Here is a 21,748-nt window from a genome sequence, read left to right on the forward strand (position 1 = left end):
GGGTCCGACCGTTGAGGGAGGTAAAATACCCCCAAGGGTATGTAGCGGAGTGTGTGGAGGAGTGGTTGTGGAACTGCAGTTCGAGGGTGATGAGCTGAAGTCGGTGCTGAATCGGCTGCGCCGGGCGCAGGGGCAGATCTCCGGGGTGATCAGGATGATCGAGGAGGGCCGCGACTGCGAGGAGGTCGTCACCCAGCTCGCCGCCGCCTCGCGCGCCCTGGACCGGGCGGGGTTCGCCATCATCGCGACCGGACTCCAGCAGTGCCTGACCGATGTGGAGGCGGCCGAGCGGAGCGGCGAGACGAAGGAGCAGATGCGGGCCCGGCTGGAGAAGCTGTTCCTGTCGCTGGCGTGAGGGTGTTCGAGGGGTGAGTGGTAGGAGATAGGTGGGCGGGGGAGAGCCTTTCGGGGCTTCCCCGTCGGGAGGGCGCGGCATGCGGGTGACGGTCAGACCACCGCGTCGGCCAGCATGAACAAGGCCACCGCCAGCAGTACCCAGGCGAAGATCCGCTGGAGTCGGCTCCCGGAGACGCGGCCCGCGAGCCGTTTGCCGTCCCACGCGCCGAGGATCGCGGCCCCGGCGAAGGGCGCGACCAGCGCCCAGTCGACACGGGTCGCCGTACCGGCCCGGGCCAGCAGCGCGGCCAGTGAGTTGACGGTGATCACCAGCAGGCTCGTCCCGACGGCGGCCCGCATCCGCAGCCCCACGACGTTCACCAGCGCCGGCACGGCGAGGAAACCGCCGCCCACCCCCAGCACTCCGGTCACCGCACCCAGCCCCGCGCCGGCCTGAGCGACCTGAACGGGCCGCACCGGCACCCCTTCCCGTACGGATGCCGAAGGACGCAGCATGCGGTACGCGGCGAGGCCTGCGATCACCGCGAACGCGCCGGTCAGCAGGGCGGACGGTACATACCCGCTGACGGCTCCACCGAGCGTCGCGGGCACGAGTCCAGCCGCCGCGAAGACCGCCCCGGCCCGCCACTCGACGGTGCTCGCACGGGCGTGCGCGGCCAGCGCGGTGGCGGAGGTGACGGTGACTATGGCCAGGCTCGCGGTGGTGGCCGCGGCCGGAGTGAAACCGAGCAGATAGATCAACGCGGGCACGGCCAGAACACTGCCACCACCTCCGAGCGCCCCCAGCGCGAGACCGGTCACGGCCCCGGCGACCAGGGCGAGCACGAACGCAGTCACGCGACGGGTCCGCCATCGCTGGAGGAGACGGCCTGCGGCTGGCTCGCGGTCACCGTCGGCAGGTCCGTCGGGGTCGGCAGGCCGCTTTCGGTCCCTGCTGGCAGGCCTGCCTCTGCTGGCGGCCTGCTCGCGCTTGGCGCCGACAGGTTCGTCGTTGTCGGCAGGGCGTTCTCGGTCGGTGCCGGCAGGCCCGCTTCCGTTTGCGGGTCGCTCCCGTCCGGCACCGACGGCCCCGCCTCCGCTTGTAGCCCGCCTCCAGTCGCCACCGGCAGGCCGGCCCCCGCCCACGCCCCCATCCCGCCGATCACGTCCGAGACCTCCGCGCCGCGCGCCGTGAGCAGCGCCGCGGCCTGTCGGGAGCGCTTGCCGGAGCGGCAGATCGCGATCAGTGGGCGCCCCTGCACCGCCCCCGGCAGCGAGGTGCCTGCGGTCAGCGCCGACAGCGGCGCGTGCACCGCACCGACGGCATGCCCGGCAGCCCACTCCTCGACCTCACGGACGTCCAGGAGTACGGCCGGCCCGTCCGCGCCCGTGAGTTCGTGGGCCTCGGCCGCGGTGACCCGGGCCATGGGAAGCCCGGCTTCGCGGGCGGCGGCGAACCCGTCGTCGACGGCGACCACGACATGCCCCGCCGCGTCCACCAGCGAGGCGGCGATCGCGGCCCGCATCCCGCCCGCGCAATGCACCCACACCGTCCCGTCGGGTATCTCCGCGAGCCGATCGCGCAGTTGGTGGAGCGGGATGTGCAGCGAACCCGCGATATGGCCACCCGCACGCTCGGAGTCCCGCCGCACGTCCAGGATCACGACCTCCTTGCGCTCCTGGCCCGCCAGGTCCGCGAACGTGGCGCGCGAGAACGTGCGCGGCCGCTCGCCCGGGCGCAGCCACCCGGCCGGGGAGCCCGTCGAGGCGGCGGCGGGCCGGTCGATGCCGACCCGGGTCAACTCCCGCTGAGCATCCGCAAGTTGGGCCGCCGACTCCGCGAGCAGCGTCACCGGCTTGCCCCACGGCAGCAGCCACGCCAGATATGTGGCAAGCTGCCCCTCCGCCTCGAAGTTGACCGTCCCGGCGACATGGCCCTCGGCGAACGCGACCCGGCTGCGCAGATCCACCACCCACTCCCCGGCGGCGAGCCGCGCCGTGATCTCCTCGGCGTCCGCCGGGGCCGGCGGAGTCAGGTCGACGGGCGCGGGGCCGGCGGAGTTCAGCGGGCCCATGTGCGCGTAGTACGCGGGCACGTCGTCGAGCCCGGCGAGCAGGTCGGCGACGAACGTGTCGGCGTCCTTCACCAGCGCCTCGTTCGCTCCGCGTTCCCGGCCGATGGTCGTGGCGTCGTCGCCCGCCGCCGTCCCGGCCGAACAGAAGCTGCCGAAGCCGTGCGTGGGCAGTACGGCCGTCTCGTCCGGGAGCTCGGCCGCCAGGCGATGCGCCGAGGCATGCTGCGCCCGGGCCAGCTCCCCGGTGAGCCTCGGCTCGACCAGGTCCGGCCGTCCGACCGTGCCGATCAGCAGCGAGCCGCCGGTGAACACGGCCACGGCCAGGCCGGCCTCCTCCAGGACGTACGCGGTGTGGTGCGGGGTGTGCCCCGGCGTGGCCAGCGCCCGCAGTACCAGTCCCTCCTCCACTTCCACGCTGTCCCTGTCAGTCACCGGCACCCTGTCGTACGCCACCCGCGCGCCCGCCGGGACCAGGTAGGCGGCCCCCGTGATCCGGGCCAGTTCCAGGCCCCCGGTGACGTAGTCGTTGTGGACGTGCGTCTCGACGACGTGCGTGACGCGCACACCCCGTCGGGCGGCGGCCTCGATCACCCGGTCGATGTCCCGTGGCGGATCGACCACCACGGCCCGGTCCGGCCCGCCCGCCAGATAGCCGCGGTTGCCCAGTCCCGGCACGTCGATGCGGTCGACGAAGTACATGGCGGCACTCCTTCCTGTCCTTGTGAAGCCGTAGGAAGCCGTAGGAAGCCCTCGTGAAATTGCCCCAGGGGGTATATTCGCCACCGTAGCAGAGGTACCCCCGGGGGTATTTGTGAGCCGGGTCGCGCCGGGCTCGACCCTGGACGTGCCGTTACCGATCAGTCGCACGTAGGGTCGGAGAGAAGAACCGAACATTGGCCGATGGAAGGGTTCAGCACCATGGCGCAGGAAGTACGCGGCGTGATCGCACCGGGCAAGAACGAACCGGTGCGGGTCGAGACGATCGTCGTGCCCGACCCCGGTCCGGGCGAGGCCGTGGTGCAGATCCAGGCGTGCGGGGTGTGCCACACCGACCTGCACTACAAGCAGGGCGGGATCAACGACGACTTCCCCTTCCTGCTCGGGCATGAGGCCGCGGGCATTGTGGAGTCGGTGGGGGAGGGCGTCACCGATGTCGTCCCCGGTGACTTCGTGATCCTCAACTGGCGTGCCGTGTGCGGGAACTGTCGCGCCTGTCTGCGCGGGCGGCCCTGGTACTGCTTCAACACGCACAACGCCAAGCAGAAGATGACCCTGGAGGACGGCACCGAGCTGTCTCCGGCGCTCGGTATCGGCGCCTTCGCCGAGAAGACCCTCGTCGCCGCTGGACAGTGCACCAAGGTCGACCCGTCGGTCTCCGCCGCCGTCGCCGGGCTGCTCGGGTGCGGGGTGATGGCCGGCATCGGTGCCGCCATCAACACCGGCAACGTCGGACGCGGCGACACGGTCGCCGTCATCGGCTGTGGCGGAGTCGGCGACGCCGCCATCGCGGGCGCCAACCTCGCCGGTGCCGCGAAGATCATCGCCGTCGACATCGACGACCGGAAGCTCGCCACCGCCCGCACGATGGGCGCCACCCACACGGTCAACTCCAAGGAGACCGACCCGGTCGAGGCGATCCAGGGACTGACCGGCGGCTTCGGCGCCGATGTCGTCATCGAGGCGGTCGGCCGTCCGGAGACCTATAAGCAGGCCTTCTACGCCCGCGACCTCGCCGGGACCGTCGTCCTCGTGGGCGTCCCCACGCCGGACATGAAGCTCGAACTCCCGCTGATCGACGTCTTCGGACGCGGCGGCTCGCTCAAGTCGTCCTGGTACGGCGACTGCCTGCCCTCCCGTGACTTCCCCATGCTCATCGACCTGCACCTCCAAGGTCGCCTGGACCTGGCGAAGTTCGTGACGGAGACCATCCAACTCGACGAGGTGGAGAAGGCGTTCGAGCGGATGCACGGCGGCGACGTACTGCGTTCCGTGGTGGTGCTCTGATGGCCGCCCGCATCGAACGCCTCGTCACCTCAGGGCAGTTCAGCCTTGACGGCGGTACTTGGGACGTCGACAACAACGTCTGGATCATCGGAGACGACAGCGAGGCGATCGTCATCGACGCCGCGCATGACGCCGACGCCATCGCCGAAGCTCTCGGCGACCGGCGGCTGACCGCCATCATCTGCACCCACGCCCACAACGACCACATCGACGCCGCACCCGCGCTCGCCGAACGCACCGGCGCCACCATCTGGCTGCACCGCGACGACCTGCCGCTGTGGAAGCAGACCCACCCCGACCGCGAGCCCGACGTCTGGCTGGCCGACGGACAGGTGATCGAGGCCGCCGGCGCCGATCTCACGGTCCTGCACACGCCCGGACACGCACCGGGCGCGGTCTGCCTCTACGACCCGGGTCTCGGCACCGTCTTCACCGGCGACACCCTCTTCAACGGCGGCCCGGGCGCCACCGGCCGCTCCTACTCCCACTTCCCGACGATCATCGACTCGATCCGGGACCGGCTGCTCGCCCTCCCGCCCGAGACGAAGGTCCTCACCGGGCACGGCGACCCCACCACCATCGGGGCCGAGGCACCGCACCTGGAGGAGTGGATCGCCCGCGGCCACTGACGGCCACGGACACCGCACGCACACGCCAGTGGGCGCCCACCGTCACAACGGAGGGCGCCCACACGGACGTACAACATCAATCAAGGCAACCTCAGGCGGCCACCGGAAAGCCCGCCGTCCGGAGGACCTGGCGGTCGGCGTCCACCGCGAAGACCTCGCAGCCCTTGCGCGCGGCGGCCCAGTCGACGCCCTCCGCGCCCATCGCGAACGCCGCCGTCGCCGTGGCGTCCGCCTCGGTGAGCGTGGCGGCCACGACGGTCAGGCTCAGCAGTCCCGTCGCCGGACGGCCGGTGCGGCCGTCGAGGATGTGGTCGCCGCGTTCATAGCGGGCCGAGGTCGCCACACCGCCCTCCGTGAGCTCCAGCACCGTGCACAGCTGGTCGGCGTGCTCGGGGTGACGTACCCCGACCCGCCAGGGGCGTCCCGCGGCGACCACGTCACCACCGGCGTTCAGGCAGTACGTCCGTACGCCCGCCGCCTCCAGCAGATCCGCCGCCCGCTGCACCGCCCAGCCCTTCACCATCGCGCACGGATCGAGGCCACGGCCGGGCAGCCGTACGTCGAAGGCGCCCTTGGTCACGACCCGGTACTCCTCGCACAGGCCGAGCACCTCGGTGAGGTCCGGGCTCAGCCCGTCGGGCTCCAGTTCGCCCCGGTCGAGGCGGGACACCTCGCTGTCGTCCTTGAAGGGGCTGAAGCGCGCGTCGACCTCGTGGAGCCAGGCGAACACGGCGTCGGCCGCCTCCGCCGGGGCGTTCTCGTCGTCGATGCGCAGCGAGATCGGGAACCCCATGATGTGTTCGACGCGCCGCATCCGCTCAGCCCTTCGCGTCGATCGCGGCCTGGAGGGACTCCTTGTAGCCGTCGCTCGTGATGGTCGCACCCGACACCGTGTCGATGTCCGCGCTCTGCGCGGCGAGGGTCTCCTCGATCAGGACCGGCACAGCCGCCGTGGTCTGCGGGTGGTTCGGCTGCTGGAGCATCTTCACGGACGCGATCGTGTCGCCCTCGAAGGTCACCTCGACCTGCACGGTGCCCTTCTCGGTGTCCACCGCGGTCCCCGAGACGACCTTCGACGCGGACTCGGCAGCCGCGGACGACGAGGTGGAAGCGGACGGCGACGGGGACGACGCTGCGGACTCCGCCTGGGAGTCGATGGCGGCCTGGAGGGACTCCTTGTAGCCGTCGCTCGTGATCGTCGCGCCGGAGACCGTGTCGATGTCGGCGCTCTGCGCGGCCAGCGTCTCCTTGATCAGGACCGGTACGGCGGCGGTGGTCTGCGGGTGGTTCGGCTGCTTCAGCATCCGCACCGAGGAGATCTTCGTCCCCGCGAACGTCACCTCGACCTGGACGTCACCCTTCTCGGTGGTCACGGTCGTGCCCTTGACGACCGTCGACGACGTACCGGAGGAACCCGAAGCGGCGGAGGAGGACGCGGACGGCGTCGAGGCGGAGGCCTCCGAGGACGTCGTGCCCAGCGACGGCTCGTAGAGCCAGACGGGGACCAGGCCCGCGATGCTCAGGACCAGTACAGGCAGTGCTCGTTTCACGACGTTCCTCTTATCCGGCCAGGCTGAAGCGCTCGAAGTGGGTCTGCGACTTGGGCACGCCCAGTTCCCGCAGGCTGCGCAGCACCGCGTTCATCATGGGCGGCGGGCCGCACAGGAAGACGTCCCGGTCCGTGATGTCCGGCACCAGCTTGGCCAGCTCCGCCGGGGCCAGCTTGTCGGGGGCGACCGGCCCGGACACCAGGTGCAGCTCGGCACCCTTGGCGTGGGCGATGTCCCGCAGCTCCTCGTACAGGACGGCGTCCTGGTCCCTGGCCACCCGGTAGATGACCACGGCGTGGCCCTGGATCTCCTCAAGCAGCGCGCGGATCGGCGTGACGCCCACACCGCCGGCGATGAGGACGGCCTCGGGGCGGGTGCGGTGCATCGAGGTGAACGCGCCGTACGGGCCCTCGGCGAAGACACGGGTGCCGACCGGGATGTGCTTCAGGGTCGCGGTGCCGTCGCCGGCGACCTTCGCCGTGAGGCGCAGCGACCTGCCGTCGGGCGCCGCCGACAGCGAGAACGGGTTCGCCTGCCACCAGCGGTCCTTGGTGAGGAACCGCCACAGGAAGAACTGGCCGGCGCGGGCGGGCAGCTTGTCCAGGTCGCGGCCCGTCATGTAGATCGACACGACGTTGTCGGCCTCGGGGACGACCGCCGAGACCCGCAGCTGGTGACGGAGGTTCTTGCGCAGCGGCAGCACCACCCGGCCCAGGAACACCGAACCGAGCGCCACGCCCCACAGGGCCCACCAGTACGTCGTCGCGGCGGACGACGAGGTGAACGTCGTACCGACACCGACCTGGTGCGTGAACGCCAGGACCACCGCCACATAGGTGTAGAGGTGGATGAAGTGCCAGGTCTCGTAGGCGAGCCGGCGGCGGGCGTAGCGCGCGGAGACCGCGCCGATGATCATGATCAGGACCAGGGCGACGATCGCGCGCAGCACGCCCTCGGTGGTCTCGGCCAGCTCCACCAGCTCGTCGACCGGACCCATGGACGTGCCCTCGGCGTAGCCGAAGGTGATGAACACGGCGTGGCTCATCAGCGTCCACAGCAGGCCGAAGCCGACCCAGCGGTGCCAGGACGTCAGCCGGTCCATGCCGATGCGGTGGTCGAGCCACGGCAGCCGGGCCACCAGGACCAGCTGGAAGGCCATGAAGAGCGCGCCGTACAGCCCGGCGAGCCGGCCCATCACGATCAGCGCGTTCGAGGCGAAGCCTGCCTGGGCGAAGAAGACGGTCACGACGGCCACGTTGGCGGCCAGCACGGCGTACAGGCCGGTGCGGGCCACCACTTTGGGTCGTATCGCCGTGGGGGGCGCGGGAGGCGATTGGACGGTCGTCACGGACAGTGCTCCTTGATCGGGTCCGGGGACACCGAGCTTGACCGACGGTAGCTGTCGTAATGCTGTCGTTGGACTTTCAAGTTGTTATCGATCGCGCGTAGGGAGGGGAGGGCGTTATGGCACGGGAGCCACGTGGAGCACTATGAGCACGTGGAAAAAGTACGACTCCTCGTCGTGGACGACGATCCGCCCATCGCCGACCTGGTCGCGACGGTCGCCCGCTACGAGGGCTGGGAGGCGGTCACCGCGTACTCCGGTGAGGAGGCGCTGAGCCGGGCCGCCGAGTTCCATCCCGACATCGTGGTGCTCGACCTGATGCTCCCGGGCCTCGACGGCTTCGCCGTGCTCGACCGGCTGCGGCTGTCGGGCACGATGGTGCCCGTGGTCTTCCTCACCGCCCGTGACGGAGTCGCCGACCGGGTCGCGGGGCTCACCCGGGGCGGCGACGACTACCTGGTCAAACCCTTCGCCGTGGAGGAGCTGATGGCCCGGCTGCGCACCGTGCTGCGCCGCAGCGCGGGCCCCGGCTTCCAGCGCTCCGTGCTCCGGGTGGCCGACCTGACGATGGACGAGGACACCCGCGAGGTCAGGCGCGGCGACAAACGGCTCACGCTCACCCCGACCGAGTACGAGGTGCTGCGCTACCTGATGCGCAAGTCACCGACCGTGCTCACCAAGGCACAGATCCTCGACCACGTCTGGGAGTACGGCTTCGGCGGCCGGTCCAACGTCGTGGAACTCGTCGTCAGCCGGCTGCGCCGCAAGCTCGACGACCCCGACCAGCACGACGAACCGCTGATCCACACCGTGCGGGGCGTCGGCTACGTGGTCCGGCAGGTCGCCGAGTGATCCGGGTGATCCGCCACTGCCGGGCGAACTACCGCAGACTGCGGCTGGGCACACGGCTGGCGCTCGGCATGGGCGTGCTCTCGCTCGTCGTGTTCGCCGTCGTCGGCGCCGCGCTCTCCATGTACATGCGGGACTACCTGGAACGCCAGCTCAGCGACCAGATGAAGCTCGTCCAGATCACCCAGTCCAAGGACGTCGTGGACTACGGCAGTGTGCAGGGCAAGCCGTACTACGGCTGGTACACCGCCTCGTACAAGGTCTCCGGCGGTTCGCCCGTCCTGCGCGAGCCCGCCGACGTGCCGCCCGACTCCCGGGAACTCCTCGCCACCGCCGCGACCCTGCGGACCTCGGGCACCGACCCCGTCTACCGCACCGCGCGCATCGACGGGGACGCCTACCGGCTGCGCGCCTGCGAGGTCGAGTCCGGTGTCGTCCTGGTCACGGCGGCGCCCATGGACGACATCGAGAACACCATGGACCAGCTGGTCACGGTCCAGGTGGTCGCCTTCGCCATCGCCCTGCTGGGCCTGGTGATCTTCGGCCGCGCGGTGCTGCGGCGCGGCCTCAGGCCCCTCAGCGACATGGCCCACACCGCTCGTGGCATCACCTCGCACGACTTCACCGACTCCGCCCGGCTGCCCGTACGCGCCGACCGGGGCAACGGCGGTCCCGAGGTCGAGGAGCTGCGCACCGCGTTCAACACCATGCTCGAACACATCGACGACTCCCTCGCCGTCCGCACGGAGGCCGAACAGCGCCTGCGCCGCTTCGTCGCCGACGCCTCCCACGAGCTGCGTACCCCTCTGATGTCGGTACGGGGCTATGCGGACCTCTTCCAGTACGCCGCCGCCAACGAGCCCGGCGAACGGGACAAGCACCTGGCCCGCCTGCGCGCCGAGGCCGCCCGGATGGGCATCCTCCTCGACGACCTGCTGCTGCTCGCCCGACTCGACGCCGCCCAGATCGAGACCCCGCTGCGCCCGGAGACCGCCGACCTGGTGGACCTGACCGGCCAGGCGGCCGACGCCTTCCGCGCGGGCCACCCGGAGCACCCCCTGACGGTGACGGCCGCCCCCAAGGAACTGCTCCTGCGCCTCGACCCCCTCCGCATCCGGCAGGTCCTGGACAACCTGCTCACCAACGCGGCCGTGCACACGCCCGCCGGCACCCCGGTGTCCGTGGACGTGACCGTCGACGCCGGCCACGCGGTGGTCCGGGTCGCCGACGCCGGGCCCGGGATCCCGACCGCCGACCAGGACCGGGTCTTCGACCGCTTCTACCGCGTCGACAAGGCCCGCAGCCGCGACCGGGGCGGCAGCGGCCTCGGCCTCGCGGTCGCGCTGTCCCTGGCACAGGCGCACGGCGGCACCCTCGACCTGACGAGCGGACCCGGCTCGACCGCCTTCACCCTCCGTATCCCGCTCGACAGGACGGACCGACCTCCGAAGAACTGAACGACCGGACGATCCGAGGAGACCCCCCACAGTGAACGTACTGATCGTTTTCGCCCATCCCGAACTCTGCTCCTTCAACGGCGCGCTGAAGGTCAGAGCCGTGGACGTCCTGAGACGCGCCGGACACGAGGTCGTGGTCAGCGACCTCTACCGGCTCGGCTGGAAGGCCGCCGTCGACGCCGACGACTTCCCCGGCGTCTGGACAGACCCCGACTACCTGGACGTCCCCGCTGAGCAGGAACGGGTCCAGGCGGCCCACGAGACCCCGCCCGACGTCCTCGCGGAACAGGAGAAGGTCACCCGGTGCGATCTGATGATCCTCCAGTTCCCGCTGTGGTGGTCCGGAATGCCGGCCATCCTCAAGGGCTGGATCGACCGCACGATGGCCCGAGGCTTCGCCTACGGAGAGGGCCGCGCCTACGACACGGGCCCCCTGAAGGGCAGACAAGCCCTGATCTGCACCACGACGGGCACCCCCTCAGGCCTCTACACCCCCCACGGCACCGAAGAAGACCTGGACCGAGCCCTCTGGCCCATCCACCACGGCATCCTGAGCTGTCTTGGCTTCGATGTCCTCCCTCCGTTCGTGGCCAGGACCCCGGGCGAGGTGTCGCCGAAACAGAGGGAGCAGTACCTGACGGAGTACGGCGAACGTCTGCTGGCAATGGGCCTGTAGGAGACGCGCCCCAAAGGGGCGCGGGGAACTGCGCGACCAGCCACGACGGCGCAGCAGCCGGCTGACGGCATGTCGTGGCAGCCGCTCAGCCGACGCAGTCAATCCGTGCGGTAAAGGTCGGTAAGAAGCTCAATGACCCCCGCCCCCGCGGGATGCGGATCATCCCGCCACCACGCAAGCCGAACCACCACCGGCTCCGCATCCCGCACAGCCCGATAAACCACCCCAGGCCGCCGATACTGGTGCGCGGTCGCTTCCGGCGTAAGCCCCACGCAGTGGCCCGTGGAGATCGCGATCAGCCAGTCGTCGACATCGTGCGTCTCCTGGACCACCGGACGAGACCCCGGCGGCCACAACTCCTCCGTGGTCGTCCCGGTCCGCCGGTCCACCAACACCGTGCGCCCGCTGATGTCGCCGAGCCGGATCCACCGCCGCCGGGCCAGCGGATCGTCGGCGGCCATGACACACATACGCCGTTCCAGGCCGAGGACGACGGAGTCGAACCGCCGGTCGTCCAGCGGCCGGCGCACCACGGCCAGATCGCACGCCCCCTCCGCCAGCCCACCGGTGCCGGAGTTGGTCCGGACGAGCTGTACCTCCGTCTCCGGGTGCCGTTCGGCCCAGCGGCGCTGGAAGACGAGGGTGTGGCGGCCCAGCGCCGACCAGGCGTACCCGATCCGCAGCCGGGCATGCCCGGACGTCGCCTCCCCGACCAGGTCGTCCACCTCACCGAGCACCCGCCGGGCGTGCGCCAGCACCCGAACCCCGGTCCCCGTCACGCTCACCTCGCGCGAGGTCCGCCGCAACAGCCGTACGCCCAGGGCCTGTTCGAGCGAGGCCAGGGTGCGGGAGACGGCCGCCTGGGAGACGCCGAGCACGATGGCGGCATCCGTGAAGGTGCCCTCGTCGACGATCGCGACGAGACAGCGCAACTGCCGAAGCTCGATCTGTGGGGTCCGTCCCTGAAGCGCGTCCATGACTCCAGCGTATAGATGGCGAAGCCCATGCATTTTGCGCATCCACGGAACCGGCGCACGATCGGCGTATGCCCGCAGGCCCCGCACACACAGCAGCCCCCGCCCACGAGAGCGACGTCGCCCTCATGCCCCGGAAGCCCGGCGCCGGAAAGCTCGCCGGCGTCGCCGTCATGCTCGGCAGCGGGCTGGCCAACCAGGTCGGCGCCGCGACCGGCTCCCTCGCCTTCCCGGTGCTCGGCCCGGTCGGGGTCGTGGCCGTCCGCCAGTACGTCGCCGCCGCCGTCCTGTTCGCCGTCGCCCGGCCCCGACTGCGGAGCTTCACCCGCGCCCAGTGGGGGCCCGTACTCCTGCTGGCCCTGGTCTTCGGGACGATGAACCTGTCCCTGTACACCGCCATCGACCGGATCGGCCTCGGCCTCGCGGTCACCCTGGAGTTCCTCGGACCGCTGGCCGTCGCCCTGGCGGCCACCCGGCGGCGGGTGGACGCCTGCTGCGCGGTGATCGCCGCGGTCGGTGTCGTCGCGCTGCTGCGCCCCCAGCCGTCCGCCGACTACCTCGGGATGGGCCTCGGGCTGCTCGCCGCCGCCTGCTGGGCCTCGTACATCCTGCTCAACCGCTCGGTCGGGCGGCGGCTGCCCGGTGCGGAGGGTTCGGCCGCCGCCGCGGGCGTCTCCGCGCTGGTCTTCCTGCCGGTCGGGATCGTCCTCGTCGTCGAGCATCCGCCGACCGCGGCGGCCGTCGGCTATGCCGTCGTCGCCGGGGTGCTCGCCTCGGCCGTGCCCTATCTCGCCGACATGTTCTCCCTGCGCCGGGTGTCGGCGCGCTTCTTCGGCCTGTTCATGAGCGTCAACCCGGTCATGGCCGCCCTGGTCGGCTGGATCGGCCTGGGGGAGAACCTGGATGCCCTGGAGTGGGCGAGCATCGGGGCGATCGTCGCCGCCAACGCGGTGAGCATCCTGACCTCGCAGAAGTAACGCGCCACCCAACTCCCGTACGGACCACCCCTGTACGGACTACTCCCGTACGAGGGAGGCCACATGGTCGGTGACCGTGTCGAGGATCTCCACGCAGGCCTTCTCGTCGCCGAGGGCAAGGAAGTTGAGGGTCAGCCCGTCCGTCATCGCGGCCAGATAGCGGGCCAGCACCGGGACGGGCACGCTCAGTTCGAAGCCCATGCTCTCGCGCAGCTGCTCCAGCAGCCCGGCGTACGTGTCGGTGTACTGCTCGTACTGCCGGCGGGCCAGATGCGCGAACCCCGGCTCCCGCAGGGCGTACTGGGTGAGTTCGTACGTCAGCATGTGCTCGCCCGGGTGGGCGGCCACATGGTCCCAGTACGCGTGGAAGCCCGCGCGGATCGTCTCCTGGAGGGTGGACTGCGGCTGGATCGCCGCGCGCACCACGTCGACGGAGTGGTCCGTGATCGTCGTCATGACCGACTCGACCAGGGCCTGCTTGGAGTCGAAGCAGTAGTGGAAGACGCTCAGTGACACGCCCGCCTCCGCCGCGATGGACCGGGTCGTCGTCCTGGGGACGCCGTCCCGGGTCATCGCGCGGATGGCCGCCTCCGTCAGCTGCCGGCGCCGCTCGGCCGACGGCTTGCGTGCCATGACTCCCCCTAGGTACGGAACTCAGCTGCTGTAGACACCCACTTCGTAGAGCGAGTATCCCCAGTCCGTGCCGCGATCAAGACCGTGGACGCGCACATAGCGGGCCGGTACTCCCGCGAACTGTGCCGTGTCCAGGCCGCCGTCGCCGACGGTCGTGGACCACGCGGTCTGCCAGGTCGTACCGTCGGTCGACAGTTCGACGCGGTACGACTTGCCGAACGCCTTCTCCCAGTCGAGGGTGACCCGCTTGACCAGGTTCGTCGACCCGAGGTCGAGCTGGAGCCACTGGTCGTCGCTCCAGTCGCTCGCCCAGCGGGTGCCCGAGTCGCCGTCGACGGCCCGGCCGGGCTGGTAGCTGGTGAACGGGTTCGACTCGGACGAACTCGCCGTCGCCGTCACGCCCTTGGCGAGGTTCACCCCGGCCTTGTGGCTCTCGGAGGCGCCCCAGGTGTCGAGGTAGGACTCGGCGCCCCGGAACAGGTCGCTGACCGCGTCCGTGCCGCCGACCTGCTTGATGTCCTGGATCCAGTCCGGGATCAGCCCGACGTGCGCGGCGCCGTCGGTGTTGAAGTCCCAGGTGCGTTGACCGGTGGTCTGGCGGTCGATCACCGAGCCGCCGTCGACACTGGTGAAGGGGTACGTCACCGTCGAGGTGGCGCGTGGTGCCGGGTGGTCGCCGATGCCGTTGAAGTCGGTGCCGTAGCCGTAGCCCACGCCGTACTTGGTGCGCAGGGCGTCCGTGCGGGCGGCCTCCGTGACGAACTCCTCGGAGGAGTGCATGTACTGGGCGATGAAACCGCCGAGACCGTAGACCCGGTCGGTCCAGTTGAGGTCCATCCAGCTGTGCGAGGAGAGCACGCCCGGGTAGGACTCCGACTCGAAGATGTCCAGCGCCTGGCCGGTGGCCTTGACGCTCATGTGGTCGATCTCCAGCATCATCTTGCGTTGCATCATGCCGCGCACCGCGTACTCGCCGAGATCGGTGAGCCCCCGGGTGTTGCACTGCGCGTCCGCGTCGTACGTCGGCAGCTCGGTGCCCGCCGGCAGGTCCTCGGTCGCGCTGGTCGCCGTGGCGCCGCCGATGGGGTTGTCGTGCATCGCGGTCGTGCAGGTCTCCGTCTGCCAGAAGGTGCCCGTCGACAGGAACTGGCCGACGTTGATCGCCGTACCGAGCCCGCCCTCGTCGAACCGCACCCCGCACAGCGCGTTGTCGAACTTGTGGCACAGGAACATGCTGCGCACACCCAGGTCGTACAGCTCGTCGAGACCGGCGTCGATGTCGGCCTTGCTGCACTGTGCGATGTCCAGGATCTGCTTGCAGCCGAAGGGCTCGGACGTCTCGACGCCGAGTACGACCGCCAGCTTGCCCTGCTTGATGACCTCACGGGCCTGCGCGGTGTCGGTGACGATCCGGAACCAGCCCTTGCCCGTGCCGCCGTACTGGGCGTCGATGTAGTCCTGGAGGTCGTAGGTCAGCTGGGCCTGGAGGCGGATCGACGTCATCTCGTCGCAGCTGCGGTCCTTGAAGAAGTAGACCGAGCAGATCACGCCGTTGGTGACCAGGTCGTTGACCAGCACGCGCTGACCGCCGCGCCAGGCGCGCTCGATCCAGGCGTAGTAGTTGGCCTGATGGGTCATCGAGTCGTACGCGGGCCAGTCCTTGAACGTCGGGTAGCCGACCGGGTCGTGCTTGCCGTCGCCGCCGTGGGTGATGTAGTCGAAGATCGCGAGCGTGCCGTCGGGGTAGTGCTCCGGACAGTCCTTGAGGGCGTCCGCGATCCCGCTGGTGGAGAACACCTTGCCGCAGATCAGGCGTCCGCCGAACGCCTCGTTGGAGAACAGGTGGTTGTGCGCGTCGACGAACCCCTGTACCTCGCCCTGGGAGTTGGTGCCCTTGAAGGGCTCACCCGTGACGTTGATCTGGGAGTCGGGCGTCGGCCGCGCGGTCGGCGTCCACCAGTCCGTGCCGGCCGCCGAGCTGGGCACGGTGCCGAGCGTCAGCGCCAGGACGGCGAGCAGCAGCGACAACACGGTCAGGGGTCTGCGTCCGCGGCGCGGACGTGGCGGGAAGGCAGCAGGCACAGTCATCACTCACGTCCTTGCACCAGGGTTGTCATGGCTCGCGCAACTCTGTGATGAGGATCGCGACAGCGGGGTGATGGAGTCAATAGTCCGGGACGCTTGACCTGATAACAGATCGGGGTTCGTCGCGGTGTTTCTGTGGGTCAACTGTGTGCGAACATGGAGAACAATATTGTTGACAATGTTGTCGGTCTAGATTTAGCGTCGACAGGCACTCACTCAGGAGGGCACATGCCGAAACAAGCCCGTCCAGGCACCGGAGAGCAGGCCAAGCAGCACGCGTTGGAGCGGCTGCGGCAGGCGATTCTGCGCGGCGACATGGCACCGGCCCAGCGGCTGGTGGAGAACGAACTCGCCGAGCAGTTCGGTGTGACACGGGCCAGCGTCCGGGCGGCGCTGATCGAGCTGGAGTCGGAGGGACTCGTCGAGCGGATCCGCAACCGTGGCTCGCGGGTGCGGGTGGTGACCGTGGAGGAGGCGGTCGCCATCACCGAATGCCGGATGGTCCTCGAAGGGCTGTGCGCGGCCAAGGCGGCCGTCGCGGCCACCGACGACCAACTGGCCCAACTGACCGGTGTCGGCGAGGCGATGGCCAAGGCCGTCGCCAATGGTGAGCCGGTCACGTACTCCGAGCTCAACCAGGATCTGCACGCCCGGATCAGACAGTTCTCCGGCCAGCAGACGGCCGTGGAACTCCTGGAGAAGCTCAACGCCCAGTTGGTGCGCCACCGTTTCCAGCTCGCGCTGCGACCGGGGCGTCCCCAGCAGTCCCTCAGTGAACACCTGGCCATGGTCGAGACGATCACGGCCAGGGACCCGCAGGCGGCCGAAAAGGCCGCTCGCGCCCATCTCACGAGCGTGATCGCCGCGTTGCGCGAATAGCGTGTTCCGCGAACACGCGTTGCGCGGATGACGCCGCCGAGGTGGGCCGAACGACCTGTCCACCAAGGAGATTTCTGCAATGACACATGGTGCGGTGCCCGCAGCCGCTCGCTCGACGCTGGTGATCAGCGCCCATGCCGGTGACTTCGTCTGGCGGGCGGGAGGTGCCATCGCGCTGGCGGCCTCCCGTGGCGAGAAGGTCGTCATCGCCTGCCTGTCGTACGGGGAACGCGGCGAGTCCGCCAAGGCCTGGCGGGAGGGTAAATCGCTGGAGGAGATCAAGGGGATACGCCGGACCGAGGCCGAGCAGGCAGCCGCCGCGCTCGGCGCCGAGGTCCGTTTCCTCGACGCCGGCGACTACCCCCTCCTCGCCACCCCCGAGTTGACCGACCGGCTGGTGGGGATCTACCGGGACGTCCAGCCCGACGTGGTGCTAACCCATCCGCTCGCCGACCCCTACAACGCCGACCACCCGGCCGCCGCCCGGATGGCCCTGGACGCGCGGATCCTCGCCCAGGCCATCGGCTATCCCGCCCCCGGTGAAGTCCTGGGCGCGCCCCCGGTGTTCTTCTTCGAACCCCATCAGCCGGAGATGTGCGACTTCACCCCGCAGGTGCTGCTCGACATCACCGAGGTGTTCGACACCAAGCGCAAGGCCATGGAGTGCCTGTCCGCCCAACAGCATCTGTGGGACTACTACACCGACCTCGCCAAGCGGCGCGGCGTCCAGCTCAAGCGGAACGCCGGCCCCAACCTCGGCCTGCCGCACACCACTTACGGCGAGGCATATATGCGTCCCTACCCGCAGGTCACGGGAGAACTGGCATGAGCGGCGTCATCGTCACCAACCCGCCGCGCGCAGTCGCCGCGGACGTCGAGGAGCTGGCCCGCCACGGCGTGGCCACCGTCCACGAGGCCCTGGGCCGCACCGGCCTCCTCGGCCCGGCCCTGCGCCCGATCCAGCAGGACGTCCGCATCGCGGGCACCGCCGTCACCGCGCTGTGCTGGCCCGGCGACAACCTCATGATCCACGCGGCCGTCGAACAGTGCGCCGAGGGCGACATCCTGGTCGTCACCACCACCTCCCCGTGCACGGACGGCCTGTTCGGCGAACTGTTCGCCACCGCGCTCCGGCACCGGGGCGTACGCGGCCTGGTCATCAACACCGGGGTACGCGACACCGCCGAACTGCGCGCCATGGACTTCCCCGTCTGGTCGGCTGCGGTGTCCGCACAGGGCACGGTCAAGGCGACGGGCGGCTCCGTCAACGTCCCGATCGTCGTGGGCGGCCAGCAGATCCACCCCGGTGACGTGATCATCGCCGACGACGACGGCGTGATGGTCGTCCCCCGGCTGCGCTCGGCCGAGGCCGTCAAGGCGTCCGAGGCCCGCATCGCGAAGGAGGAGGCGTCCCGACTGGCCTTCGCCGACGGCCAGTTGGGCCTGGACCGGTACGGGCTGCGCGAGACGCTCGTACGGCTGGGGGTCACGTACCAGTCGTACGAGGAGTACGTCCGCGGCGGAGCCGACTCGTGAGCACCGGCGCGGGGGAGGAGCTGCGCTGCATGCTGATGCGCGGCGGCACCTCCAAGGGTGCCTACTTCCTCGCCGAGGATCTGCCGGACGACCCCGTCGCCCGCGACGACCTGCTGCTGCGGGTCATGGGCAGCCCCGACCCCCGCCAGATCGACGGCCTCGGCGGAGCGCACCCCCTCACCAGCAAGGTGGCCGTGGTCTTCCGCTCGGACGACGAACAGGCCGACGTGGACTATCTGTTCCTCCAAGTCGGCGTCGAGGAACCGGAGGTGAGTGACCGTCAGAACTGCGGGAACCTTCTCGCGGGCGTCGGCCCGTTCGCCGTGGAACGCGGACTGGTCGCGGCCGACGGGGAGTTGACCTCCGTGCGCATCCGCATGGTCAACAGCGGCGACCACGCCACCGCGACCTTCCCTACGGCGGACGGACGCGTCGTCTACGAGGGCACGACCGAGATCTCCGGTGTGCCCGGTGGCGCCGCTCCGGTGACGATCGGGTTCGGGCGGGGGAGCGGACCCCTGCTGCCGACCGGCCGGGTCCGGGACACCGTCGCCGACACGCCGGTGACCTGCGTCGACAACGGCATGCCGACCGTACTGATCGCCGCCTCCGCCCTCGGCGTCACCGGTTACGAGGAGCCGAGGGACCTGGAGGAGAACGTCACCCTCAATGAACGGCTGCGCGAAATCCGGCTGGAGGCGGGCAAGTTGATGGGCCTCGGGGATGTCTCCGCGACGACCGTGCCCAAGCTCAGCCTGCTCGCCCCGCCCGTGCACGGCGGCACCGTCATGACCCGCACCTTCATCCCGGTCCGCTGCCACACGGCGATCGGCGTGCTGGGTGCCGCGAGCGTCGCCGCCGGGCTGCTCATACCCGGTGCCGTCGGGGAGGGGGTGGCGCGTCTCCCCGCCCACGACGACGCCTCGCTGCGCATCGAACACCCCACCGGATTCCTGGACGTGGAAACCGTCGTCTCCCTCACCGACCCCGACGGCCCCACCCCGGTCGCGCACCGCACGGCCGTCGTCCGTACCGCCCGCAAGATCTTCGACGGCACGGTCTTCCCCCGCCCCGCCGTCCCCCTCCCCGTCAGGAGCCGCTGATGACCCCGCCGCTCGGCGACATCGCCCACCTCGGCCATGTCGAACTCCTCACCCCCGACCTGGACGCCAGCGTCCGGTTCTTCACCACGATCCTCGGCCTCACCGAGAACGGCCGCTCCGGCGACTCGGTGTACCTGAGGACCTGGGACGACTACGAGCACCACAGCCTCACCCTCACCGCCCACTCGACGTCAGGCATCCGCCGCACCGCCCTGCGCGCCTCCAGCGAGGAGGCACTGCAACGCCGGGTCAAGGAGACCGAGAACGCCGGCCGCCCCGGCCGCTGGGTCGAGGACGAGCCCGGACTCGGCCCGCTGTACGTCACCACCGACCCCGACGGCCACGAGTACGCCCTCTACTGGGAGAGCGAGTGGTACGAGGCGCCGCCCGAGCTGCGGCCCGGCCTCAAGAACCAGCCCCAGGCCAAGCCCGCGACGGGCGTCGGCGTACGCCGCCTCGACCACGTCAACTTCCTCGCCGCCGCGGTCGATTCGAACGCCGGCTTCGTCCAGCACGTCCTCGGCGCCCGCCCCACCGAACAGATCGTCCTCGACGAAGGACGCCTGGCCGCGCAGTGGCTGACGTTCACCAACAAGTCGTACGACATCGTCTACACGGAGGACTGGTCCGGCTCCAACGGCCGCCTCCACCACATCGCGTTCGCCACGGACACCCGCGAGGACATCCTGCGCGCCGCCGACCTGTGCCTGGACAACGGCGTGCACATCGAGACCGGCCCGCACAAGCACGCCATCCAGCAGACGTTCTTCCTGTACGTCTACGAGCCCGGCGGCAACCGCATCGAGCTGTGCAATCCGCTGACCCGGCTGGTGCTCGCCCCCGACTGGCCGCTGATCACCTGGACCCAGGCGGAGCGGGCCAAGGGCCAGGCATGGGGTCTGAAGACCATCGAGTCGTTCCATACGCACGGGACGCCTCCGCTCGACTGACGCCGACGCTCCCACCTGCGGCGCGGGCCATGACCGACCACGGCAGGGCCCGCGCCGTACCTGAGATTGTTGACAAAAACGTTGACACTCCTGCGACGGCTCCCTACCGTCGAGCGCATCTCATCCCCGTGTGCCGTTCCCGATAGGAAACAACGATGTCTCCGTCCCCCGCCTCCGCCCCGCCCGCTCGCGGCGGCAGACTGGCCGTGCTCGTCGTCGGCCTGTGCTGGCTGGTCGTCTTCTTCGACGGCCTCGACATGTTCGTCTACGGCGCCGAACTGCCCCACATGCTGGAGCACAAGGCCCTGGGACTCGTCCCCGACCAGGCCGGCGACCTCGGCAGCTACGCCACCTTCGGCATGCTGATCGGCGCCCTGTCCGCGGGCACGGTCACCGACTGGATCGGCCGCAAGAAGGTCATCCTCACCTGCACCACCGTGTTCTCGCTGGCATCCGCCCTGTGCGCGGTCGCCCCCAGCCTCGAGGTGTTCGGCCTCGGCCGCTTCATCGCCGGCCTGGGCCTCGGTGGCCTTCTCCCCACGACGATCACGATGGTCTCCGAGTACGCCCCGCGCGGCCGCGGCGCCCTCATCGTCGGCACGCTGATGACCGCGCACCAGGCCGGCGGCATCATGGCGGGCTTCCTGGGCCTGTGGACGAGCGGCCCCGACGGCTGGCGTGTCGCCTACTGGATCTGCGTCATCCCGCTCCTGGTCGGAGTCCCGCTGGTCGCGAAGTACCTGCCCGAGTCGATGCGCTTCCTGATCGCCAAGGGGCGGGTCGAGGAGGCCCGGGCCCTCGCCGACCGCTACGACGTCGAACTGCCCGTCGTCGCGGCGGACCGCCCCGCCGCCGGGGACCGCTGGAGCGCCGTCGCGGCCCTGTTCCGCGGCAACCTGTGGCGTACGACGGCCCTGTTCTGGCTGGCCTCCTTCTGCGGCCTGCTGCTCGTCTACGGGGTCAGCAACTGGCTGCCGACGATGATGCGCGGCGCGGGCTACGAACTGGGCTCCTCCCTCTCCTTCCTGATCGTCATCAACCTCGGCGGCATCGTGGGCATGCTGGTCGCCGGCCGCTGCTCCGACCGCTACGGCTCCGCCCGTATCGCCACGATCTGGTTCGCGGGCACGGCAGTGGGCGTCTACCTCCTGGGCATCCACATGGCACTGCCGCTCACGTACACCGTGGTCTTCCTCACCGGCATGTTCCTCTTCAGCGCCCAGGCCATGATCTACGCGACGGTGGCGGGCCGCTCGACCGACGCCAACCGGGCGACGGCGGTGGGCTGGGTGTCCGGCATCGGCCGCTTCGGCGCGGTGTTCGGGCCGTGGCTCGGGGGCCGGCTCGTGGCGAGCGGCTCGGAGACCTGGGGGTTCACCGCGTTCGCCATCGCGGCGGTACTGGCGACGGTGTTCGTCGCGCTGACGGGCCTGCGGGCGCAGGGCGAGCGGACGTCGCCCTCAAAGGCGGAGGAACTGACCAGGACGGGCTGAACCAACGCGGACGAGCCCCGAAGCGGTGTCTCGCCCCCGCCGCCCCCGAACCCCCGCTACGGCCCTGAACGGGCCTGGTCCTCAAACTCCCCCAGAGGGGGGACCCCCCAACGGGCTGGTTTGTCAGCCCGTCCGGCGTTTGAGGACAAAGGGGGGTCTGGGGGCGCAGCCCCCAGGAACGGGATGGGACGGGTAGG

The 21,748-nt window shown here is 70.4% G+C and carries 21 protein-coding genes; 13 read left to right on the forward strand and 8 right to left on the reverse strand.

From position 1 onward, the window contains the following. Window positions 1-67 precede the first annotated feature (67 nt). Window positions 68-355, forward strand: a complete 288-nt coding sequence (locus ACWCRB_RS29895; protein WP_105973141.1) for a metal-sensitive transcriptional regulator — start codon at window positions 68-70, stop codon at window positions 353-355. 92 nt (window positions 356-447) lie between these two features. Here ACWCRB_RS29895 and ACWCRB_RS29900 read toward each other — a convergent pair whose 3' ends face one another. Both ACWCRB_RS29900 and ACWCRB_RS29905 read right to left on the reverse strand, forming a co-directional pair. Continuing rightward, window positions 448-1,194, reverse strand: coding sequence for a sulfite exporter TauE/SafE family protein (locus tag ACWCRB_RS29900; protein ID WP_450999005.1), 747 nt, complete (start codon window positions 1,192-1,194; stop codon window positions 448-450). Then, window positions 1,191-3,110, reverse strand: a complete 1,920-nt coding sequence (locus tag ACWCRB_RS29905) for an MBL fold metallo-hydrolase (RefSeq protein WP_450999006.1) — start codon at window positions 3,108-3,110, stop codon at window positions 1,191-1,193. Before ACWCRB_RS29905 ends, ACWCRB_RS29900 begins: the two co-directional genes overlap by 4 nt. Before the next feature lie 219 nt (window positions 3,111-3,329). Between ACWCRB_RS29905 and ACWCRB_RS29910 the strand changes: the two genes are divergently transcribed. Further along, complete coding sequence (locus ACWCRB_RS29910) at window positions 3,330-4,415, forward strand: S-(hydroxymethyl)mycothiol dehydrogenase (RefSeq protein WP_450999021.1); 1,086 nt, start codon at window positions 3,330-3,332, stop codon at window positions 4,413-4,415. After that, window positions 4,415-5,044, forward strand: a complete 630-nt coding sequence (locus ACWCRB_RS29915; protein WP_450999007.1) for an MBL fold metallo-hydrolase — start codon at window positions 4,415-4,417, stop codon at window positions 5,042-5,044. Before ACWCRB_RS29910 ends, ACWCRB_RS29915 begins: the two co-directional genes overlap by 1 nt. Before the next feature lie 91 nt (window positions 5,045-5,135). Here the strand turns inward: ACWCRB_RS29915 and ACWCRB_RS29920 are convergent, their stop codons facing one another. From ACWCRB_RS29920 to ACWCRB_RS29930, 3 genes are read right to left on the reverse strand one after another with little or no spacing between them, the layout of a single operon-like run. Continuing rightward, complete coding sequence (locus ACWCRB_RS29920; protein WP_450999008.1) at window positions 5,136-5,858, reverse strand: FAD:protein FMN transferase; 723 nt, start codon at window positions 5,856-5,858, stop codon at window positions 5,136-5,138. A 4-nt stretch (window positions 5,859-5,862) separates the two neighbouring features. After that, a complete protein-coding gene (locus ACWCRB_RS29925) occupies window positions 5,863-6,594 on the reverse strand; it encodes an FMN-binding protein (RefSeq protein WP_450999009.1) in 732 nt (243 codons plus the stop codon). A gap of 10 nt (window positions 6,595-6,604) precedes the next feature. Continuing rightward, entirely contained in the window at window positions 6,605-7,942 is a 1,338-nt protein-coding gene (locus ACWCRB_RS29930) for a ferredoxin reductase family protein (RefSeq protein ID WP_450999010.1), read from the reverse strand. A gap of 150 nt (window positions 7,943-8,092) precedes the next feature. Here ACWCRB_RS29930 and ACWCRB_RS29935 point away from each other — a divergent pair, with 150 nt between their 5' ends. Genes ACWCRB_RS29935 through ACWCRB_RS29945 form a run of 3 tightly spaced genes read left to right on the forward strand, consistent with a single transcriptional unit; the run spans window position 8,093 to window position 10,921 of the window. Continuing rightward, window positions 8,093-8,791 carry a response regulator transcription factor gene (locus ACWCRB_RS29935; protein ID WP_369031070.1) on the forward strand — a complete coding sequence of 233 codons (699 nt, stop codon included), beginning with the start codon at window positions 8,093-8,095 and terminating at the stop codon, window positions 8,789-8,791. Window positions 8,792-8,796: 5 nt separating this feature from the next. Further along, on the forward strand, window positions 8,797-10,245 hold the full coding sequence (locus tag ACWCRB_RS29940) for a sensor histidine kinase (RefSeq protein ID WP_450999022.1): 1,449 nt from the start codon (window positions 8,797-8,799) through the stop codon (window positions 10,243-10,245). A gap of 31 nt (window positions 10,246-10,276) precedes the next feature. Beyond that, the gene (locus tag ACWCRB_RS29945; protein WP_450999011.1) at window positions 10,277-10,921 is read left to right on the forward strand and encodes an NAD(P)H-dependent oxidoreductase; all 645 of its coding nucleotides are present in this window, start codon (window positions 10,277-10,279) and stop codon (window positions 10,919-10,921) included. A gap of 98 nt (window positions 10,922-11,019) precedes the next feature. Here the strand turns inward: ACWCRB_RS29945 and ACWCRB_RS29950 are convergent, their stop codons facing one another. Continuing rightward, the gene (locus tag ACWCRB_RS29950; protein ID WP_450999012.1) at window positions 11,020-11,898 is read right to left on the reverse strand and encodes a LysR family transcriptional regulator; all 879 of its coding nucleotides are present in this window, start codon (window positions 11,896-11,898) and stop codon (window positions 11,020-11,022) included. A 125-nt stretch (window positions 11,899-12,023) separates the two neighbouring features. Between ACWCRB_RS29950 and ACWCRB_RS29955 the strand changes: the two genes are divergently transcribed. Continuing rightward, the gene (locus ACWCRB_RS29955) at window positions 12,024-12,872 is read left to right on the forward strand and encodes an EamA family transporter (protein WP_450999023.1); all 849 of its coding nucleotides are present in this window, start codon (window positions 12,024-12,026) and stop codon (window positions 12,870-12,872) included. A gap of 39 nt (window positions 12,873-12,911) precedes the next feature. Here ACWCRB_RS29955 and ACWCRB_RS29960 read toward each other — a convergent pair whose 3' ends face one another. Then, a complete protein-coding gene (locus ACWCRB_RS29960; protein ID WP_450999013.1) occupies window positions 12,912-13,505 on the reverse strand; it encodes a TetR/AcrR family transcriptional regulator in 594 nt (197 codons plus the stop codon). 21 nt (window positions 13,506-13,526) lie between these two features. Further along, the gene (locus ACWCRB_RS29965; protein ID WP_450999014.1) at window positions 13,527-15,593 is read right to left on the reverse strand and encodes a discoidin domain-containing protein; all 2,067 of its coding nucleotides are present in this window, start codon (window positions 15,591-15,593) and stop codon (window positions 13,527-13,529) included. Between the two features lie 225 nt (window positions 15,594-15,818). Here ACWCRB_RS29965 and ACWCRB_RS29970 point away from each other — a divergent pair, with 225 nt between their 5' ends. The 6 genes from ACWCRB_RS29970 (at window position 15,819) to ACWCRB_RS29995 (ending at window position 21,551) form a co-directional block, all read left to right on the forward strand. After that, entirely contained in the window at window positions 15,819-16,469 is a 651-nt protein-coding gene (locus ACWCRB_RS29970; RefSeq protein ID WP_450999015.1) for a GntR family transcriptional regulator, read from the forward strand. Window positions 16,470-16,548: 79 nt separating this feature from the next. Continuing rightward, window positions 16,549-17,298, forward strand: coding sequence for a PIG-L deacetylase family protein (locus ACWCRB_RS29975; RefSeq protein WP_450999016.1), 750 nt, complete (start codon window positions 16,549-16,551; stop codon window positions 17,296-17,298). Continuing rightward, complete coding sequence (locus ACWCRB_RS29980) at window positions 17,295-18,005, forward strand: 4-carboxy-4-hydroxy-2-oxoadipate aldolase/oxaloacetate decarboxylase (RefSeq protein ID WP_450999017.1); 711 nt, start codon at window positions 17,295-17,297, stop codon at window positions 18,003-18,005. The genes ACWCRB_RS29975 and ACWCRB_RS29980 overlap by 4 nt, the downstream gene beginning before the upstream one ends. Window positions 18,006-18,034: 29 nt before the next feature. Beyond that, entirely contained in the window at window positions 18,035-19,108 is a 1,074-nt protein-coding gene (locus ACWCRB_RS29985; protein WP_450999024.1) for a 4-oxalomesaconate tautomerase, read from the forward strand. Next, the gene (locus ACWCRB_RS29990) at window positions 19,108-20,058 is read left to right on the forward strand and encodes a catechol 2,3-dioxygenase (RefSeq protein ID WP_450999018.1); all 951 of its coding nucleotides are present in this window, start codon (window positions 19,108-19,110) and stop codon (window positions 20,056-20,058) included. The genes ACWCRB_RS29985 and ACWCRB_RS29990 overlap by 1 nt, the downstream gene beginning before the upstream one ends. A gap of 155 nt (window positions 20,059-20,213) precedes the next feature. Then, window positions 20,214-21,551 carry an MFS transporter gene (locus ACWCRB_RS29995; protein ID WP_450999019.1) on the forward strand — a complete coding sequence of 446 codons (1,338 nt, stop codon included), beginning with the start codon at window positions 20,214-20,216 and terminating at the stop codon, window positions 21,549-21,551. The last annotated feature ends 197 nt before the right edge of the window (window positions 21,552-21,748 follow it).

It is taken from the genome of Streptomyces sp. NPDC002156 (assembly GCF_053593675.1).

What these genes read in the sequence shown, in the direction of transcription:
- ACWCRB_RS29905 (WP_450999006.1), bottom strand. Translation starts at nt 3,110, where the DNA reads ATGTACTTCGTCGACCGCATCGACGTGCCGGGACTGGGCAACCGCGGC.
- ACWCRB_RS29995 (WP_450999019.1), top strand. Translation starts at nt 20,214, where the DNA reads ATGTCTCCGTCCCCCGCCTCCGCCCCGCCCGCTCGCGGCGGCAGACTG.
- ACWCRB_RS29985 (WP_450999024.1), top strand. Translation starts at nt 18,035, where the DNA reads ATGCTGATGCGCGGCGGCACCTCCAAGGGTGCCTACTTCCTCGCCGAG.
- ACWCRB_RS29990 (WP_450999018.1), top strand. Translation starts at nt 19,108, where the DNA reads ATGACCCCGCCGCTCGGCGACATCGCCCACCTCGGCCATGTCGAACTC.
- ACWCRB_RS29980 (WP_450999017.1), top strand. Translation starts at nt 17,295, where the DNA reads ATGAGCGGCGTCATCGTCACCAACCCGCCGCGCGCAGTCGCCGCGGAC.
- ACWCRB_RS29960 (WP_450999013.1), bottom strand. Translation starts at nt 13,505, where the DNA reads ATGGCACGCAAGCCGTCGGCCGAGCGGCGCCGGCAGCTGACGGAGGCG.
- ACWCRB_RS29920 (WP_450999008.1), bottom strand. Translation starts at nt 5,858, where the DNA reads ATGCGGCGCGTCGAACACATCATGGGGTTCCCGATCTCGCTGCGCATC.
- ACWCRB_RS29975 (WP_450999016.1), top strand. Translation starts at nt 16,549, where the DNA reads ATGACACATGGTGCGGTGCCCGCAGCCGCTCGCTCGACGCTGGTGATC.
- ACWCRB_RS29950 (WP_450999012.1), bottom strand. Translation starts at nt 11,898, where the DNA reads ATGGACGCGCTTCAGGGACGGACCCCACAGATCGAGCTTCGGCAGTTG.
- ACWCRB_RS29910 (WP_450999021.1), top strand. Translation starts at nt 3,330, where the DNA reads ATGGCGCAGGAAGTACGCGGCGTGATCGCACCGGGCAAGAACGAACCG.
- ACWCRB_RS29915 (WP_450999007.1), top strand. Translation starts at nt 4,415, where the DNA reads ATGGCCGCCCGCATCGAACGCCTCGTCACCTCAGGGCAGTTCAGCCTT.
- ACWCRB_RS29955 (WP_450999023.1), top strand. Translation starts at nt 12,024, where the DNA reads ATGCCCCGGAAGCCCGGCGCCGGAAAGCTCGCCGGCGTCGCCGTCATG.
- ACWCRB_RS29965 (WP_450999014.1), bottom strand. Translation starts at nt 15,593, where the DNA reads ATGACTGTGCCTGCTGCCTTCCCGCCACGTCCGCGCCGCGGACGCAGA.
- ACWCRB_RS29970 (WP_450999015.1), top strand. Translation starts at nt 15,819, where the DNA reads ATGCCGAAACAAGCCCGTCCAGGCACCGGAGAGCAGGCCAAGCAGCAC.